The sequence below is a fragment of the Streptomyces sp. NPDC033178 genome (assembly GCF_055577685.1).
The window spans coordinates 24482-38564 of the sequence record NZ_JBVIPT010000007.1; the positions used below are offsets into that span (position 1 = coordinate 24482).

Genomic DNA, 14083 nt, shown 5'->3' on the forward strand with positions numbered 1-14083 from the left:
GTAGATCCCATGGCCAAGCGAATCGACGTAAGCGGACTGACCGCTTACTACAGTGCCCACAAGGCAATCGAAGACATCTCGATGACCGTCGAGCCGCGTTCGGTGACGGCCTTCATCGGTCCGTCCGGCTGCGGCAAGTCCACGTTCCTGCGCACGCTGAACCGTATGCACGAGGTCACGCCCGGTGGGCGGGTCGAGGGCAAGGTGCTCCTGGACGACGAGGACCTGTACGGGCACGGGGTCGACCCGGTGGCCGTGCGCCGCACCATCGGCATGGTCTTCCAGCGTCCGAACCCGTTCCCGACCATGTCGATCTTCGACAACGTGGCGGCCGGGCTGAGGCTCAACGGCTCCTACAAGAAGTCCGAGCTGAGCGATGTCGTCGAGAAGTCGCTCAAGGGCGCGAACCTCTGGAACGAGGTCAAGGACCGGCTGAACAAGCCGGGGTCCGGCCTTTCCGGTGGTCAGCAGCAGCGTCTGTGCATCGCGCGGGCGATCGCGGTCGAGCCGCAGGTTCTGCTGATGGACGAGCCCTGCTCGGCGCTCGACCCCATCTCGACGCTGGCCATCGAGGACCTGATCGGTGAGCTGAAGGAGCGCTTCACGATTGTCATCGTGACGCACAACATGCAGCAGGCCGCCCGTGTGTCCGACCGGACGGCGTTCTTCAACCTCTCGGCGGTCGGTCAGCCCGGACGGCTCATCGAGATCGACGACACGGAGCGGATCTTCTCCAACCCGTCCGTTCAGGCCACGGAGGATTACATCTCCGGGCGCTTCGGCTGAGCGGTCGCGCTCCGCTCGCTTTCCCGACCCCCCGCGGTGCTGCATGGCGGTGCCACCGCGGGGCCCAATAGGGCCCGCCCCCTGGCTCCCGGGGGGCGGGCCCGTCGGTTTTCCCTCGCCCCCGCCGCCCCTACCCGTCCCGTCCCTGGGGGCTGCGCCCCCAGACCCCCTATCGCGCTGCCGCGCTCGTCCTCAAACGCCGGACGGGCTAATAGTCAGCCCCTCCGGCGTTTGAAGAGCGGGGGTTCGGGGGCGGAGCCCCTGAGTAGGTGACGGACCTACACGAACGCCAGGTTCACGATCCAGAAGCTTGCCGCCGCTACGAGCGCGGCCGCCGGCATCGTGATGAACCAGCCGAGGATGATGTTCTTGGCGACGCCCCAGCGGACGGCGTTCACGCGCTTGGTGGCGCCGACACCCATGATGGCGGACGTGATGACGTGGGTCGTCGAGATGGGGGCGTGGAAGAGGAACGCCGAGGTGAACATGATCGAGGCGCCGGTCGTCTCCGCGGCGAAACCCTGCGGCGGATCCAGCTCGATGATCTTCCGCCCCAGCGTCCGCATGATCCGCCAGCCACCCGCGTACGTACCCAGCGAGAGCATGACCGCACACGCGATCTTGACCCACACCGGGATCGGGTCGCCCGCGTCCTCGACATCCGCGATGACCAGGGCCATCACCACGATGCCCATCGTCTTCTGGGCGTCCTGAAGGCCGTGGCCGAGGGCCATGCCCGCCGCCGACACGGTCTGCGCGATACGGAAACCGCGCTTGGCCTTGTGCGGGTTGGACTTGCGGAACATCCACAGGATCGTGCACATCACCAGGTAGCCGGAGACCAGACCGACGACCGGCGAGATGAACATGGGGATGACGACCTTCTCCAGGACGCCGGACCAGATGACCCCGATCCCGCCCGCGAGCGCCGCCCCCACCATGCCGCCGAACAGCGCGTGCGAGGAGGAGGACGGAAGGCCGAAGTACCAGGTCACGAGGTTCCACACGATCGCGCCCACCAGCGCGGCGAACAGGATCCACATGCCCTTGTTGCCGTGCGGCGTCTCGATCAGGCCTTCACTGACGGTCTTGGCGACCCCGCTGCCGAGGAACGCGCCTGCGAGGTTCATCACAGCGGCCATCGCGAGTGCGGCCCGCGGCGTCAGCGCGCGCGTGGACACGGATGTGGCGATGGCGTTGGCCGAGTCGTGGAAGCCGTTGGTATAGGTGAATCCGAGCGCGACACCAATGGTCACGATCAAGGCGAAGGTGTCCATGAAAGGGTCAGGACTCCTTGACCGCGATGGTCTCCACCGTGTTGGCCACGTGCTCGAAGGCGTCGGCGGCCTCTTCCAGCACGTCCACGATCTGCTTGAGCTTGAGTACCTCGATGGCTTCGTACTTGCCGTTGAACAGCATGGCCAGCAGCTTGCGGTGGATCTGGTCGGCCTGGTTCTCCAGGCGGTTGACCTCGATCCAGTACTCGGTGAGGTTGTCCATCGTGCGCAGGTTCGGCATGGCCTCGGCGGTCAGCTCGGCCGCCCGTGCCAGTACCTCGATCTGCTGCTCGACGCCCTTCGGGAGATCCTCGACGTTGTAGAGGACGACCAGGTCGACGGCCTCCTCCATGAAGTCCATGATGTCGTCGAGGGACGAGGCGAGTTTGTAGATGTCCTCGCGGTCGAACGGCGTGATGAACGAGGAGTTCAGCTGGTGGAAGATCGCGTGCGTGGCATCGTCACCGGCGTGTTCCGCGGCCCGCATACGCTCGGCGATCTCGGCCCGGCCGGAGGCGTCCGCCCCGAGCAGTTCCATCAGGAGCTTCGAGCCCGTGACGATGTTGTCCGCGGATGCGGCGAACATGTCGTAGAAGCTCGTCTCCCTGGGGGTCAGACGAAATCGCACTTGGGGTCCTCGGATTGCTTCGGTTTCGGTCAGGCTGATGCTAGGCGCATCATCCGGCCACGGCTAACCGGCCGCCCACCAGTGTCGCCCATCGGGCACAGTGATCAGCACGGGGTCCTTCGAGGACGTTGCCCAAGGGCCCTATACCCAGCAAAGTTCGTTACCATATACCCGGTAGGGGTATCAGTCAGCAGGAGGACGCGATGACGACCACCGAGGCCGGCGCCACAGTGCCCTCCGGGGAGGCGCAGGAGGCCGGGGCCCAGGAGATCGTGACCGACCACGACCGCGGGATCCACGGCTACCACAAGCAGAAGGACGAGCACCTCAAGCGGCTGCGGCGCATCGAGGGCCAGATCCGGGGCCTGCAGCGCATGGTCGACGAGGACGTCTACTGCATCGACATACTCACCCAGGTCTCGGCCTCCACCAAGGCACTCCAGTCGTTCGCCCTGCAGCTCCTCGAAGAGCACCTGCGTCACTGCGTCGCGGACGCGGCGCTCAAGGGCGGCACGGAGATCGATGCGAAGGTGGAAGAGGCTACGAAGGCGATCGGACGGCTCCTGCGCACGTGACCCCTCCGGGGCGGGCGGGTAAAGGCCGGTGCGTTGTCGGGTGCGGCCCGGTGGGGGCTGGTCGCGCAGTTCCCCGCGCCCCTAAAAGCCAAAGACTGCGCAGTTCCCCGCGCCCCTTGTGAGCCGTCAGGCTGGGCCGTCGGTCTTCTCGCCGTGTTCTTCCAGGAAGCGCTCTTCGGCCCGCTTCAGGACCTCGTCGATGCGGTCGGGGCTGAGCCGGTCCTCGCGGGCGGCCGAGGCGGCGATGATCAGGTCGCCGCACAGCTCGATCTCGGCGAGGGCCACGTGGTCCTGAACTGCCGTACCGCGCGCCGGAGCCACGTGCATCACCTCTTCCTGCCGTCACCGACTTCCTAGAGTAGGGAGGGGCCCACGGACGGCGCATGGCACCAACGGACCATTTCCGGCCCCGCACATTCCGGCCTCCCTATTCGGCGATCCGTCCGGCGTAGATGTCTTTCGCGTCCGGCAGCCGTACGTCGACGGGGGCTCCGAAGTCGTACAGCAGGGTCGTCGAGGAGACCGCGACCGTACCCTTCTGCTGCCCGTTCACGAAACTGAAGCGGTGGCGGACCTTGCGGATGCGGCCCTCGTCGTCGAGGTAGACGTCGAAGGGGACCGTCGCCGTGGCGAAGCCCTTCGCCGCCGCCCGCAGGGACGCCCGGCTCCCGGGAGAGGCGGCGCGCGCGGCCGCGGCGAGATCGGCGGTACCGCGGTAGTGCCGTACGGCGGTGCCCGCGACCGACGTCCTCCCCACGTACGTCGCGTTCCGCGTGCCCCGGAGCAGTTCCGCGGCGGCGAACGGGTCGGTCGCGCCGCCCGTGACCAGGTTCCCGTCGGAGAGCGTGGCCGTGTCGACGCGCACCCACTTGTCGGCCGGGACGCCGGCGCCGCGGTTCTTCATGTAGAGGGCGCCCGGCGCGAGGAGCTCGGTGATCGGGCGGTGCTCGTCGGCGCCGGCCGGGTCCTGGGGGAGGAGCACCTTCAGACGGCCCACCTGGTCCCCGTAGTCGTAGACGCCCTCGCCGCGGATCGTCACGCGGGTGCCGCCGGTGGCCATCTCCATCGACGTACGTGCCTTGGAACTGCCCGCCCGGACCAGGTTCTCCGCGCTCCGATGGAGGATCCCGACCGGGTCCTCGGCGGCCCGTGCGTCCTCGGCGGCGGCCCCGGGGCCCGAGCATCCGGCGGCGCAGACCACCAGCCCCGCCGTCGCGGCGGCCAGGGCGACAGCGCTGCCCCGCAGTCTCAGTTGCCGCTCCACCATCGCCTGCCAACCCCCAGCCGGGCCGTCCTCGCGCGGGCCTCCTGTCGTTCCGCTTAACGACGGGTGGGGGGTGTTGTCACGCGAGGACCCCGGCTTGGGGTGGCGTTTACTTGTGGTGGGTACCGTTGTTCTCGTGGCGCATCAGGAGCAGAGCACCCCTCCGGAACATCACACGACGACGGTCGACCAGGGCCGTTTCTGCCTGGCGCGCTGCACCTGCGGCTGGAGAGGCCCGGCGAGGCGGGCACGCAGCCTGGCCCGCACGGACGCGGAGACCCACTCGACGACTCCGGCTTGAGTGCGCCCCTTCAGGGGCGCGGGGAACTGCGCAGTCTTCTGGCTTTCAGGGGCGCGGGGAACTGCGTGACAAGCCCCCACCGGACCCGCAGCCACAAACGTGCACGCCGCGCAGCGCTACGCGTGCCGCAGCACAGCCAGCAACTCGTCGACGAGATCCTTGTCGCGGGGCTGGGTCAGCCGATGCCGCGCACCCGTCGGGGAGAGCCAGAGGATGCGGTCGACTTCCCGGTTCGGCGCGAAGCGCCCGTCCGTCGCCTCGGCCGCCCAGTAACTGACCTGCTTGGGGCGGTCGTTGGCCATGTAGTGGAGCGTGGCCAGCCGGGGACCGGTGGCGCACCGGTAGCCGGTCTCCTCCTCCACCTCGCGCACCGCGCCCGCGAGCGCGTCCTCGGCGGGTTTCAGCTTGCCCTTCGGATGCGACCAGTCGTCGTACTTCGGCCTGTGGACCAGGCAGATCTCCAGTTCGCCGTCGAACGGCGAGCGGCGCCACAGTACGCAGCCCGCCGCGAGCACGGGGTCTCCGTTCGTCGCGTGCACTGGGCCTCCCATCGCGTGTACGGGGCCTCCGCGGGTCACGGAGTGCCGACCGTCTCCCTCAGCCAGGCCCGCTGGAACGCGAACCTGGCCGCTTCCACCTCGTGTCGCTGGTCCGCGTGCAGCACCCCGAGCGCGTAGGCCGTCGCCGGGGCGATCCGCGGGGTGCGGGCCGCGGAGGCCGCCGCCGCGGCGGCCTCGGCCGCGTCGCGGTGCCGGTCCAGGGCCTGACCCGCCGTCAGCAGGCGTACGTCCACGGGGGCTTCGTCGCCGAACAGGACCTCGCGCGCGTAGCGGTGCAGGCGCAGCAGGAGCCGGACCTGGTGCCAGGGGGAGTCCTGGGGCTGCGGGGCCGTGTCGGCGGAGAGACCGTGGACGAGGGCCTCCGCGTTGTAGGGGTGGCCCGCGGTGATCAGGGGCAGCCCGGCCACGGCGTCGCAGAGGCGTTCGTCCGCGGCGGCGGCCAGGGGCTTGAGCCCGGTGGCGGACGCGGACGCGGTCAGCGGGACCTCGCTGGCGAGGACGGCGACGTTGTCGGCGACGGCGTGGAAACGGGAGGAGCCGAGCGCTTGCAGCGCGGCGGAGTGGGCCCTCGTGCGGGCCAGCGTCAGCTGGCGCTCCAGCAGGGCGCCCGCCTTGGCCGCTCCGACGGTCAGAGCGCCTTTCTCCGACGGGAGTTGAGAGCGAGCGCCGGGACGAGCGTCGGGATCCGAGGCCTGGGCCGGGAACACCGACGAGCCCGACAGGCGGTGCAGGGCCGCCAACAGGCGTTCCAGCCTGGCCCCGTACGCGTGCTCGCGGGCCAACGTGCCCGACAGCCAGGCCAGTTCGGGGCGCATGCCCTCCGACCAGCCCTCGTCGAGCAGGGGCCGGAAGGTGTGCAGTGTGCCGCTGATGCGGCGGGCCGAGCGGCGCAGGGCGCGCGCCGCGTCCACGGCCTCCTCCGTGCCGTTCGTCGCCGTCGCCGTCGCACCGCCGGTCTCGCGGTGCTGGCGCAGCGCGCGGAGGAACTCCGTGGCCTGGGCCTGGAGATAGGCCGCCAGGGTGTCCCCGGCCACGGGTCCGGCCGTGGGGTCAAGGTGTTGCTGTGCCACGCCGGCGCCTCCGGGCGTCTATGAGCATCTCCTGGACGTTGCGCAGCGGCTGGCCGTCGGCGTCGGTCGCGTGCCGGGTCCATTCGCCGTCGGGGCCGAGGTGCCAGGAGGAAGTGGAGTCGGACATGCCGGTCTCTAGGAGCCGGTTGAGCGCCGCCCGGTGCGCCGGGTCGGTGACTCGGACCAGGGCTTCGATACGGCGGTCGAGGTTGCGGTGCATCATGTCGGCGCTGCCGATCCACACCTCGGGCTCGCCTCCGTTGCCGAAGCCGAAGACCCGGGAGTGTTCGAGGAAGCGGCCGAGGATGGACCGTACGCGTATGTTCTCGGACAGGCCCGGGACTCCCGGTCGTACGGCGCAGATTCCGCGCACCCACACGTCCACCGGCACGCCTGCCTCGGACGCGCGGTAGAGGGAGTCGATGAGTGCCTCGTCCACCATGGAGTTGACCTTGATGCGGACGTAGGCGGGACGTCCGGCACGGTGGTGCTGGACCTCCTTGTTGATACGGGCGATCAGGCCGTCGCGCAGGGACTTGGGCGCGACGAGCAGCCGGCGGTAGGTCTCGCGGCGGGAGTAGCCGGAGAGCCGGTTGAAGAGGTCCGAGAGGTCCGCGCCGACCTGTGGGTCCGCGGTCAGGAGTCCCAGGTCCTCGTACAGCCGGGCGGTCTTGGGGTGGTAGTTGCCCGTGCCGACGTGGCTGTAGCGGCGGAGGGTCTCGCCCTCCTGGCGCACGACGAGGGAGAGCTTGCAGTGGGTCTTCAGGCCGACGAGGCCGTAGACCACGTGGCAGCCCGCCTCCTCCAGCTTCTTCGCCCACTTGATGTTGGCCTGCTCGTCGAAGCGGGCCTTGATCTCGACCAGGACCAGCACCTGCTTGCCGGACTCGGCGGCCTCGATGAGCGCGTCGACTATCGGGGAGTCGCCGGAGGTCCGGTACAGGGTCTGCTTGATCGCGAGGACGTCCGGGTCCTCGGCCGCCTGCTCCAGGAAGGCCTGGACGGAGGTGGAGAAGGAGTCGTACGGGTGGTGGAGGAGTACGTCCCGCTCCCTGAGCGCCGCGAAGATGTCCGGCGCCGACGCCGACTCGACCTCCGCGAGGTCGCGGTGGGTGCCCGCGATGAACTTCTGGTACTTCAGCTCGGGCCGGTCGAGCTTGCCGATGCCGAAGAGACCGGTGAGGTCCAGGGGACCCGGCAGCGGGTACACCTCGGCCTCGGTGATCTTCAACTCCCGTACCAGCAGGTCGAGTACGTACCGGTCGATGGACTCCTCGACCTCCAGCCGCACCGGCGGTCCGAAGCGGCGCCGCATGAGCTCCTTCTCCAGGGCCTGGAGCAGGTTCTCGGCGTCGTCCTCCTCGACCTCCAGGTCCTCGTTCCGGGTGACGCGGAACGCGTGGTGCTCCAGGACCTCCATGCCCGGGAAGAGCTCCTCCAGGTGGGCCCCGATGACGTCCTCGATGGGGACGTAGCGGTCCGGGGAGGCCTCCAGGAAGCGGGAGAGCAGCGGCGGGACCTTGACGCGCGCGAAGTGGCGGTGCCCGGAGACCGGGTTCCGTACGACCACGGCCAGGTTCAGCGACAGGCCGGAGATGTACGGGAAGGGGTGCGCGGGGTCGACCGCCAGCGGGGTCAGCACCGGGAAGATCTGGTGGCGGAAGAGCGTGAAGAGGCGGGCCTGCTCCTTCTCGGTCAGCTCGCTCCAGCGGACGAGGTGGATGCCCTCCTCGGCGAGCTGGGGGGCCACGTCCTCCTGGTAGCAGGCGGCGTGCCGGGCCATGAGCTCACGGGAACGGGCCCAGATCATCTCCAGCACCTCGCGGGGCTGCAGCCCCGAGGCGGAGCGGGTGGCCACGCCGGTGTGGATGCGGCGCTTCAGGCCGGCCACGCGGACCATGAAGAACTCGTCCAGGTTGCTGGCGAAGATCGCCAGGAAATTCGCCCGTTCGAGGAGAGGCGTGTTCGGATCCTCGGCGAGTTCGAGGACCCGCTCGTTGAACGCGAGCCAGCTGCGCTCCCGGTCGAGGAACCTGCCCTGCGGAAGCTGGACGCCGTCCTGCACCGTGTCCTCGTACGCGTCGAGGTCGGCGTCGAGGTCGGGCTCCAGGTCGGAGACGTTCGCGGCCACCGTGTGCGGGCGGTGCGCGGCTATGGAGCCGACGGACGGCTGCGGGTGCTGGACCTGTGCGCTGGCGTTGGGCTGACTCATGAACCCATTCTTCCGCGCCGGGGCCGAAACGGGCGCGTCGGAGAGGGCGGGCGGGAGCTGTACGGGGATGTGCGGGCTTCCGTTCTCCCTCACGGACGAGGGCTCGTGCTCCGGCGGAGGCGAGGGCTCGGGCGCGGCGGGGTTCATTGCCTGAGCGTCGCAAGCCCGTCTGAATGACCGGTTACGGCGACATGACGTGCGGGATAGCGGGGGGCGGCTCCCCGGCGTCGGGCCGCACCCCTGCAAAGGGCGCGGGGCTGCGACATATGCGGCTCCGCCGCGTGGGCGCGATCAGCCACAAACGGCCCGCACGTACGACCAACCGCTCAGGCAGTACGCCGCCGAAGCACCCAGAATGCCGTCCCGGTGGCAACAACGGCGACCCCGAGCACGATCCCGGTCTCCACGAGATGCATCGGCCAGTAGTGCGACCGGGGATGGAAACGACCGCTCCCGTCCCCGATCTGCCACACGTCCTCGGACATCTCGACCCCCTTGCCGGGGGCAGGCGCAACCGAAGGCCACAGATCCTCGCGGTACTTCTCCAGGTTGTGGTTGATCAGGTACATCACCCCGCAGGCGACCCCCAGCGCGGGCAGCGACCGCCGCAGCACGACCCCGGCGAGCGCGCCCACGCCCAGCCCGCACAGCCCGTACGCCACCAGGGCGGGCCCCCGTGCGGCGAACACGTCGTTGAAGGTCCAGTCGTCGCCCATCAGGTCCCGGTTGGCCGCCCAGGCCCACCGGAAGGCGAACACGAACACCGTGCCGCCGGCCACCAGCAGCACCGCCGGCACGGCGAGCGTGACGGCCAGCCACCGCGTCGGCGAGACGGACTGCGTCCAGGCGAGCTGCGCGGTGCCGTTCTCCAGCTCACGCCCGATCAGCGCGCCGCCGGCGAACGCGGCCACGGCGAAGAAGCTGTAGTAGACGAGGGTGGAGGCCCAGCCGATGGTCCCGCTGTAGTCGGTCAGGTTCTGGATCCGGCACAGGCCGCCGGTCCGTCCGCACGCGGCGATCCGTTCCCGTACGGAGTCCGCGTTGATCCCGGCCTCCCACACCAGCGCGCCGAGGGCGGCCAGCATGAAGGCGCCCCACACCACGAGCGCCGCGCGGTGCAGCCGCAGCACGGCCCACGGCAGCCCCTTGACCGGTCCGCCGGGAGGCACCCCGGGGGTCCCGGCTGTTCCCTTGACGGCGAAGGCACTCATACGACAACTCCCTCGGTGGCTGTACGACGGCGGAGCAGGACGAACGCGGCGGTGACCGCGAGGGCGGCGACGGCCAGCACGACGCCGGTCTCGGCCAGCTGGAGCGGCCAGAAGTGGGACTTCGGGTGGTAGGTGGTCCAGAAGTCGCTGATACCGGCGTCGGTCATGCAGCGCTTGAGGTCGGCCGCGCCGTCGGAATCGGTACAGGCCAGGTTGTTGCCGATGCGGGTGCCCTCGGTGGTGATCACGCCGTGTTCGAGTTCGAGGGCCTCCGACGGCAGGCCCGGGATCTTGGTATCGGTGTCGGTGACCGTCTGCCACAGGCTCACGCGGTACTCGTTGCCCAGGTGGAACACGGGCAGCAGGGCGGCGAAGGCGACGCCCAGGGCGGGCAGCGTGCGGCCGACGACCAGGCCCGCCAGGACGCCGAGGGCCAGGCCGCACAGGGCGTACGCGAGCGTGACGGTTCCGTTCGCGTGGAAGGCGTTCTCGTCGTACCAGTCCGCCCAGAGCAGTTCCGCGCCGCGGTTCCACATCAGGCGGTGCAGCGGGACCAGTACGGCCGTGCCCGCGGTGATGAGCAGCGCGGGTACGGCGAGCTTCGCGGCGAGCCAGCGGGTGGGGGAGACGGACTGGGTCCAGGCGAGGTGCGCGGTGCCGGTCTCCAGTTCGCGGCCGATGAGGGCCGCGCCCGCCCAGGCGGCGACGAGGAAGGGGAAGTACGCCACGGCGAGCGTGGTGAAGGCCACGGTCGTGTCGTACTTGTTCAGCCAGGGGCCGTTGGGGAAGTGGCAGGCCTCTACGCTGTCGCGGCACTGCTCCCGGACGTCGGCGACGGCGGCGTCGTAGCCCGGACCGTACGCCCAGAGCATCGCCGCCGCGAGGGCCGCGACGAGCAGCAGCCAGAGCCACAGGGCCGACCGGTGAAGGCGCAGCACGGAACGGGCGAGGCCGCGGCCGACGCGTGGGGAGGTGCCGGTGGACGTGCCGTTGGAGGCGAGGAGGGTCGTCATGCGCGCGCGTTCTCCTCGTTCTCCTGGTCTTTTCCGGTCTCTCCGGTCTCATCGGTCGCTTCGGTCTCTTCCGCCTCGCTCCCGCTCTTCTCTTCGCCCGCTTCGGTGTCCTCGGTGAACAGGTCGGGTGCCTTCGGGTTGCGCAGATGGGCCAGGAGCAGCTCCTCCAGGGAGGGCGAGGCGGTCTGCCAGTCGTCGGCCGGCGGGCCGTCCGGGCGGATCAGGGCGGTGAGCTGCCGGCCCGTGTCGCGGGACTCGACGACGGTGTGGCCGGTGAGGTCGCGCGCCGGGCCGGTGACCAGGGTGTGCGCGGCGAGCAGCTCTTCGGGGTCGCCGCCGAGCCGGATCCGGCCGCCGCCCATCAGGAGCAGGTGGTCGCAGACGCCCTCCAGCTCGGCGACGACGTGCGAGGACATCACGATCGTCGTGCCGTGCTCGGCGGCCTCGCCCAGCAGCGCCCCGAGGAGTTCGCGCCGGGCCAGCGGGTCGAGGTCGGCCATCGGCTCGTCCAGGAGCATCAGCTCGGGCCGCTTGCCGAAGGCCAGGGCCAGGGCGACGCGGGTGCGCTGGCCGCCGGAGAGGGAGCGGATCCTCGCGGTGGGGTCGAGGGCGCCGTCCCGCGCGCCCTGCGGAGTGGGGTGTCCGTACGCGACGCGTTCCGCGGCCGGCCCGTCCCAGCGGGCGCGGTTCAGCTCGGCGCCGAGGCGGAGCGTGGCGGCGACCGTGAGCTGCGGCGGCAGCGGCTTGCCCTGGCCGACGTAGGCGAAGCGCTCGCGGGCCGCGGCGGGGCTGGTGTCGAGGACGGTCAGGGTGCCCTCGGTGGGGCGTATCAGACCGGCCGCCAGTTGCAGGAGCGTCGACTTGCCCGCGCCGTTCGGTCCGACCAGGGCGCAGATCCGGCCGGTCGGCAGCCGGAAGGAGCAGTCCCGCAGCACATGGCCGCGTCGGCGCCGATACCGCTTGCCCAGCCCGGCCGCTGTCAGCGCGGCACCTTCCCCAACCCTGTTCATCGCTCCCCCTCAGGGCATTTCTCGTCCAGTACGGAGGCGAAGAGCGCGCCGATGTCCTCGCGCTCCAGGCCTTCCTTGCGTGCCTCGTCCACCCAGGCGGTCAGCTTCGAGCGCAGGGCGGTGTGGTCGGCGGGTGCGGCGCCCAGCGAGCGCCGTACGAACGTGCCGAGGCCGCGTCTGGCCTCGACCAGGCCCTCTCGCTCCAGCTCGCGGTAGGCCTTCAGGACGGTGTTCGGATTGATCGCGGTGGCCTCCACGACCTCGCGGGCCGTGGGGAGCTTGTCGCCCGGTTCGAGGACGCCAAGACGCAGGGCCTGCTTGGTCTGCTGGACGATCTGGACGTACGTGGCGACACCGCTGCGCCGGTCGATGCGGTACTCGACCACAACCGACCACCACCCTTTCACTAATTGAGTAGTGAAAGGGTGGTGAATGGCCGGGGACCTGTCAAGGTGAATGCCGGGTTCCGGAAAGTTCTCGCGCAGACGTGAACCGATCGGTGGGGCTCGTGCGATGAGGGGGTGTGAGGGAAACGAGAAGCGACGGGGATCTGCTGCGGGCCATCGCGGCGGACGGTGACCGGCGCGCCTTCGAAGAGCTGTACCGGCGGTACGCGCCGTGGCTCGGAGCACGGCTGCGCGGCCGGTGCGCGGACGCGGGGATCGTCGACGACGTCGTACAGGAGACGTTCCTCGCGGTCTGGCGCGGCAGTGCCCGCTACCGCGAGGAGGGCGATGTGGCCGGCTGGCTGTGGCGCATCGGCTCGCGGCGGCTGATCGACGCGCTGCGCGGCGACGGCGCCCGGGGCCGGCTCCGGCAGGCGCTCTCGCGGCTGCGGCACCGGGACGAGGCGTCCGCGGAGGAGCGCGTGCTCGCGGGGGTGGAGCACGGAGACCTCGCGGGCGCCCTCGTCCGGTTGTCGCCGGAGCTGCGGGCGGTCCTCCAGGCCACGGTCATCGACGGGCTGACCACCAGGGAGGCGTCCGTCCTGCTCGGCATCCCGCCGGGGACGGTCAAGACACGGGCCCTCCGGGCCCGCAAGCAGCTGCGGGAGGAGTTGGCATGAGCAGCGACACGAACGGCACGAGCGAGGCGGACGGCATGACCTGGCACGTCGCGGAGGACGACCTCCGGGCGTACGCACGGGGCGAGTTGGCGGCGCCGATGCTCTGGTCGGCCGACACACATCTCCTCGCCTGCGCGCGCTGCCGGGCGCAGCTCGCCGAGGTGGGCGACCCGGTCGCCCTGGACGCGGGATGGGAACGGCTCGACGCCGAACTGGACGTGCCGCGACCGGGGTTCCTGGAGTCGCTGCTCGTCCGGATGGGCGTGGCCGACCACACCGCCCGGCTGCTCGCCGCGACACCCGTGCTGCGCCGGTCGTGGCTGGGCGCGGTCGTCGCCGTGCTGGTCATCACGGTGATCGTCGCCAACGCCGCCCGGACGCCGGAGTCCCCGGCGATGTTCCTGGCCCTCGCCCCGCTGCTGCCGCTGGCCGGGGTCGCGCTGTCGTACGGGCCGGTGCTCGACCCGACGTACGAGATGGCCGTGGTGTCGCCGATGCACGGGTTCCGGCTGCTGATGATCCGCACGGTTCCCGTGCTGGCCGTCGCGCTCGTCCTCAACGGCCTCGCGACGCTCGCGCTCCCCTCGTACGGACTGCGGGCGCTGGCCTGGCTGCTGCCCGCGCTCGCGCTCACCGCGACAGGGCTCGCGCTGACACCCCGGCTGGGCCCGGTCCTCGCGCCCGGCCTGGTCGGTGGAACGTGGGTCGTCCTGCTGGTGGTCGCGCAGCGGACGACCGAGGAGACCCTCGCGCCGTACACCGCGGCGGGGCAGGGTGTCGCGGCCGCGGTCGCCGCACTCGCCGCAGGGCTCTTCTACCTCGGCCGCGACCGATTCGACTCGACGTCCGCGCACACACCGTTCGCGGGCCACACGGACGGAGGTGCCGCGTGATGTCCGACACCACGCGCAGGAGGCTCAAGCTGCTCAAGGCCGGGCTGCTGATGACCGCTTCGGTCGTCCTCCGGGTCCTCCATTTCATCGCCGTCCTGCTCCCGAAGGGCTCCGGCAACCGGAGTTCCTCCTCCTCTTCTTCCTACGACGGGGGCGACGGGTGAGGGCCACCGCTCTCCCTCCGGCGCCGGTGCCGTACCCCGGCCGCCGCCTCCCT

16 protein-coding genes are annotated in these 14083 nt (G+C 70.6%); 5 read left to right on the forward strand and 11 right to left on the reverse strand.

Going from position 1 to position 14083, the window contains the following annotated elements:
- Positions 1-9: 9 nt before the first annotated feature.
- Positions 10-786: a phosphate ABC transporter ATP-binding protein PstB gene (gene pstB, locus ACZ5VQ_RS18570; RefSeq protein ID WP_362087835.1), complete on the forward strand. Its 777-nt coding sequence runs from the start codon at positions 10-12 to the stop codon at positions 784-786.
- Between the two features lie 278 nt (positions 787-1064).
- On the opposite strand, the gene ACZ5VQ_RS18575 is transcribed toward pstB, so the two are convergent.
- Both ACZ5VQ_RS18575 and ACZ5VQ_RS18580 read right to left on the reverse strand, forming a co-directional pair.
- On the reverse strand, positions 1065-2063 hold the full coding sequence (locus ACZ5VQ_RS18575; RefSeq protein ID WP_469105835.1) for an inorganic phosphate transporter: 999 nt from the start codon (positions 2061-2063) through the stop codon (positions 1065-1067).
- A 7-nt stretch (positions 2064-2070) separates the two neighbouring features.
- On the reverse strand, positions 2071-2691 hold the full coding sequence (locus ACZ5VQ_RS18580) for a DUF47 domain-containing protein (RefSeq protein WP_307522816.1): 621 nt from the start codon (positions 2689-2691) through the stop codon (positions 2071-2073).
- A 203-nt stretch (positions 2692-2894) separates the two neighbouring features.
- Between ACZ5VQ_RS18580 and ACZ5VQ_RS18585 the strand changes: the two genes are divergently transcribed.
- A complete protein-coding gene (locus ACZ5VQ_RS18585) occupies positions 2895-3266 on the forward strand; it encodes a metal-sensitive transcriptional regulator (RefSeq protein ID WP_200396801.1) in 372 nt (123 codons plus the stop codon).
- Between the two features lie 126 nt (positions 3267-3392).
- Here ACZ5VQ_RS18585 and ACZ5VQ_RS18590 read toward each other — a convergent pair whose 3' ends face one another.
- From ACZ5VQ_RS18590 to ACZ5VQ_RS18630, 9 genes are all read right to left on the reverse strand, one after another.
- The gene (locus ACZ5VQ_RS18590; RefSeq protein WP_469105836.1) at positions 3393-3593 is read right to left on the reverse strand and encodes a hypothetical protein; all 201 of its coding nucleotides are present in this window, start codon (positions 3591-3593) and stop codon (positions 3393-3395) included.
- A gap of 100 nt (positions 3594-3693) precedes the next feature.
- Complete coding sequence (locus ACZ5VQ_RS18595; RefSeq protein WP_469105837.1) at positions 3694-4533, reverse strand: SCO4651 family lipoprotein; 840 nt, start codon at positions 4531-4533, stop codon at positions 3694-3696.
- A 414-nt stretch (positions 4534-4947) separates the two neighbouring features.
- Positions 4948-5382, reverse strand: coding sequence for an NUDIX hydrolase (locus ACZ5VQ_RS18600; RefSeq protein ID WP_469105838.1), 435 nt, complete (start codon positions 5380-5382; stop codon positions 4948-4950).
- A 23-nt stretch (positions 5383-5405) separates the two neighbouring features.
- On the reverse strand, positions 5406-6461 hold the full coding sequence (locus ACZ5VQ_RS18605; RefSeq protein ID WP_469105839.1) for a CHAD domain-containing protein: 1056 nt from the start codon (positions 6459-6461) through the stop codon (positions 5406-5408).
- Positions 6442-8673, reverse strand: a complete 2232-nt coding sequence (locus tag ACZ5VQ_RS18610) for an RNA degradosome polyphosphate kinase (protein ID WP_362082848.1) — start codon at positions 8671-8673, stop codon at positions 6442-6444. Before ACZ5VQ_RS18610 ends, ACZ5VQ_RS18605 begins: the two co-directional genes overlap by 20 nt.
- 326 nt (positions 8674-8999) lie before the next feature.
- Positions 9000-9884 (reverse strand): hypothetical protein, encoded by an 885-nt coding sequence (locus tag ACZ5VQ_RS18615; RefSeq protein ID WP_469105840.1) that lies wholly within the window; start codon positions 9882-9884, stop codon positions 9000-9002.
- Positions 9881-10897: a hypothetical protein gene (locus tag ACZ5VQ_RS18620; protein ID WP_469105841.1), complete on the reverse strand. Its 1017-nt coding sequence runs from the start codon at positions 10895-10897 to the stop codon at positions 9881-9883. Before ACZ5VQ_RS18620 ends, ACZ5VQ_RS18615 begins: the two co-directional genes overlap by 4 nt.
- Complete coding sequence (locus tag ACZ5VQ_RS18625) at positions 10894-11907, reverse strand: ABC transporter ATP-binding protein (RefSeq protein ID WP_469105842.1); 1014 nt, start codon at positions 11905-11907, stop codon at positions 10894-10896. Before ACZ5VQ_RS18625 ends, ACZ5VQ_RS18620 begins: the two co-directional genes overlap by 4 nt.
- Positions 11904-12293, reverse strand: coding sequence for a GntR family transcriptional regulator (locus ACZ5VQ_RS18630; RefSeq protein ID WP_200396791.1), 390 nt, complete (start codon positions 12291-12293; stop codon positions 11904-11906). Before ACZ5VQ_RS18630 ends, ACZ5VQ_RS18625 begins: the two co-directional genes overlap by 4 nt.
- 137 nt (positions 12294-12430) lie before the next feature.
- Here ACZ5VQ_RS18630 and ACZ5VQ_RS18635 point away from each other — a divergent pair, with 137 nt between their 5' ends.
- From ACZ5VQ_RS18635 to ACZ5VQ_RS18645, 3 genes are read left to right on the forward strand one after another with little or no spacing between them, the layout of a single operon-like run.
- On the forward strand, positions 12431-12973 hold the full coding sequence (locus ACZ5VQ_RS18635) for an RNA polymerase sigma factor (protein ID WP_189836719.1): 543 nt from the start codon (positions 12431-12433) through the stop codon (positions 12971-12973).
- A gap of 35 nt (positions 12974-13008) precedes the next feature.
- Positions 13009-13866: a cupin domain-containing protein gene (locus ACZ5VQ_RS18640; RefSeq protein ID WP_469106132.1), complete on the forward strand. Its 858-nt coding sequence runs from the start codon at positions 13009-13011 to the stop codon at positions 13864-13866.
- Positions 13866-14030 (forward strand): hypothetical protein, encoded by a 165-nt coding sequence (locus tag ACZ5VQ_RS18645; protein WP_469105843.1) that lies wholly within the window; start codon positions 13866-13868, stop codon positions 14028-14030. Before ACZ5VQ_RS18640 ends, ACZ5VQ_RS18645 begins: the two co-directional genes overlap by 1 nt.
- Positions 14031-14083: the final 53 nt, after the last annotated feature.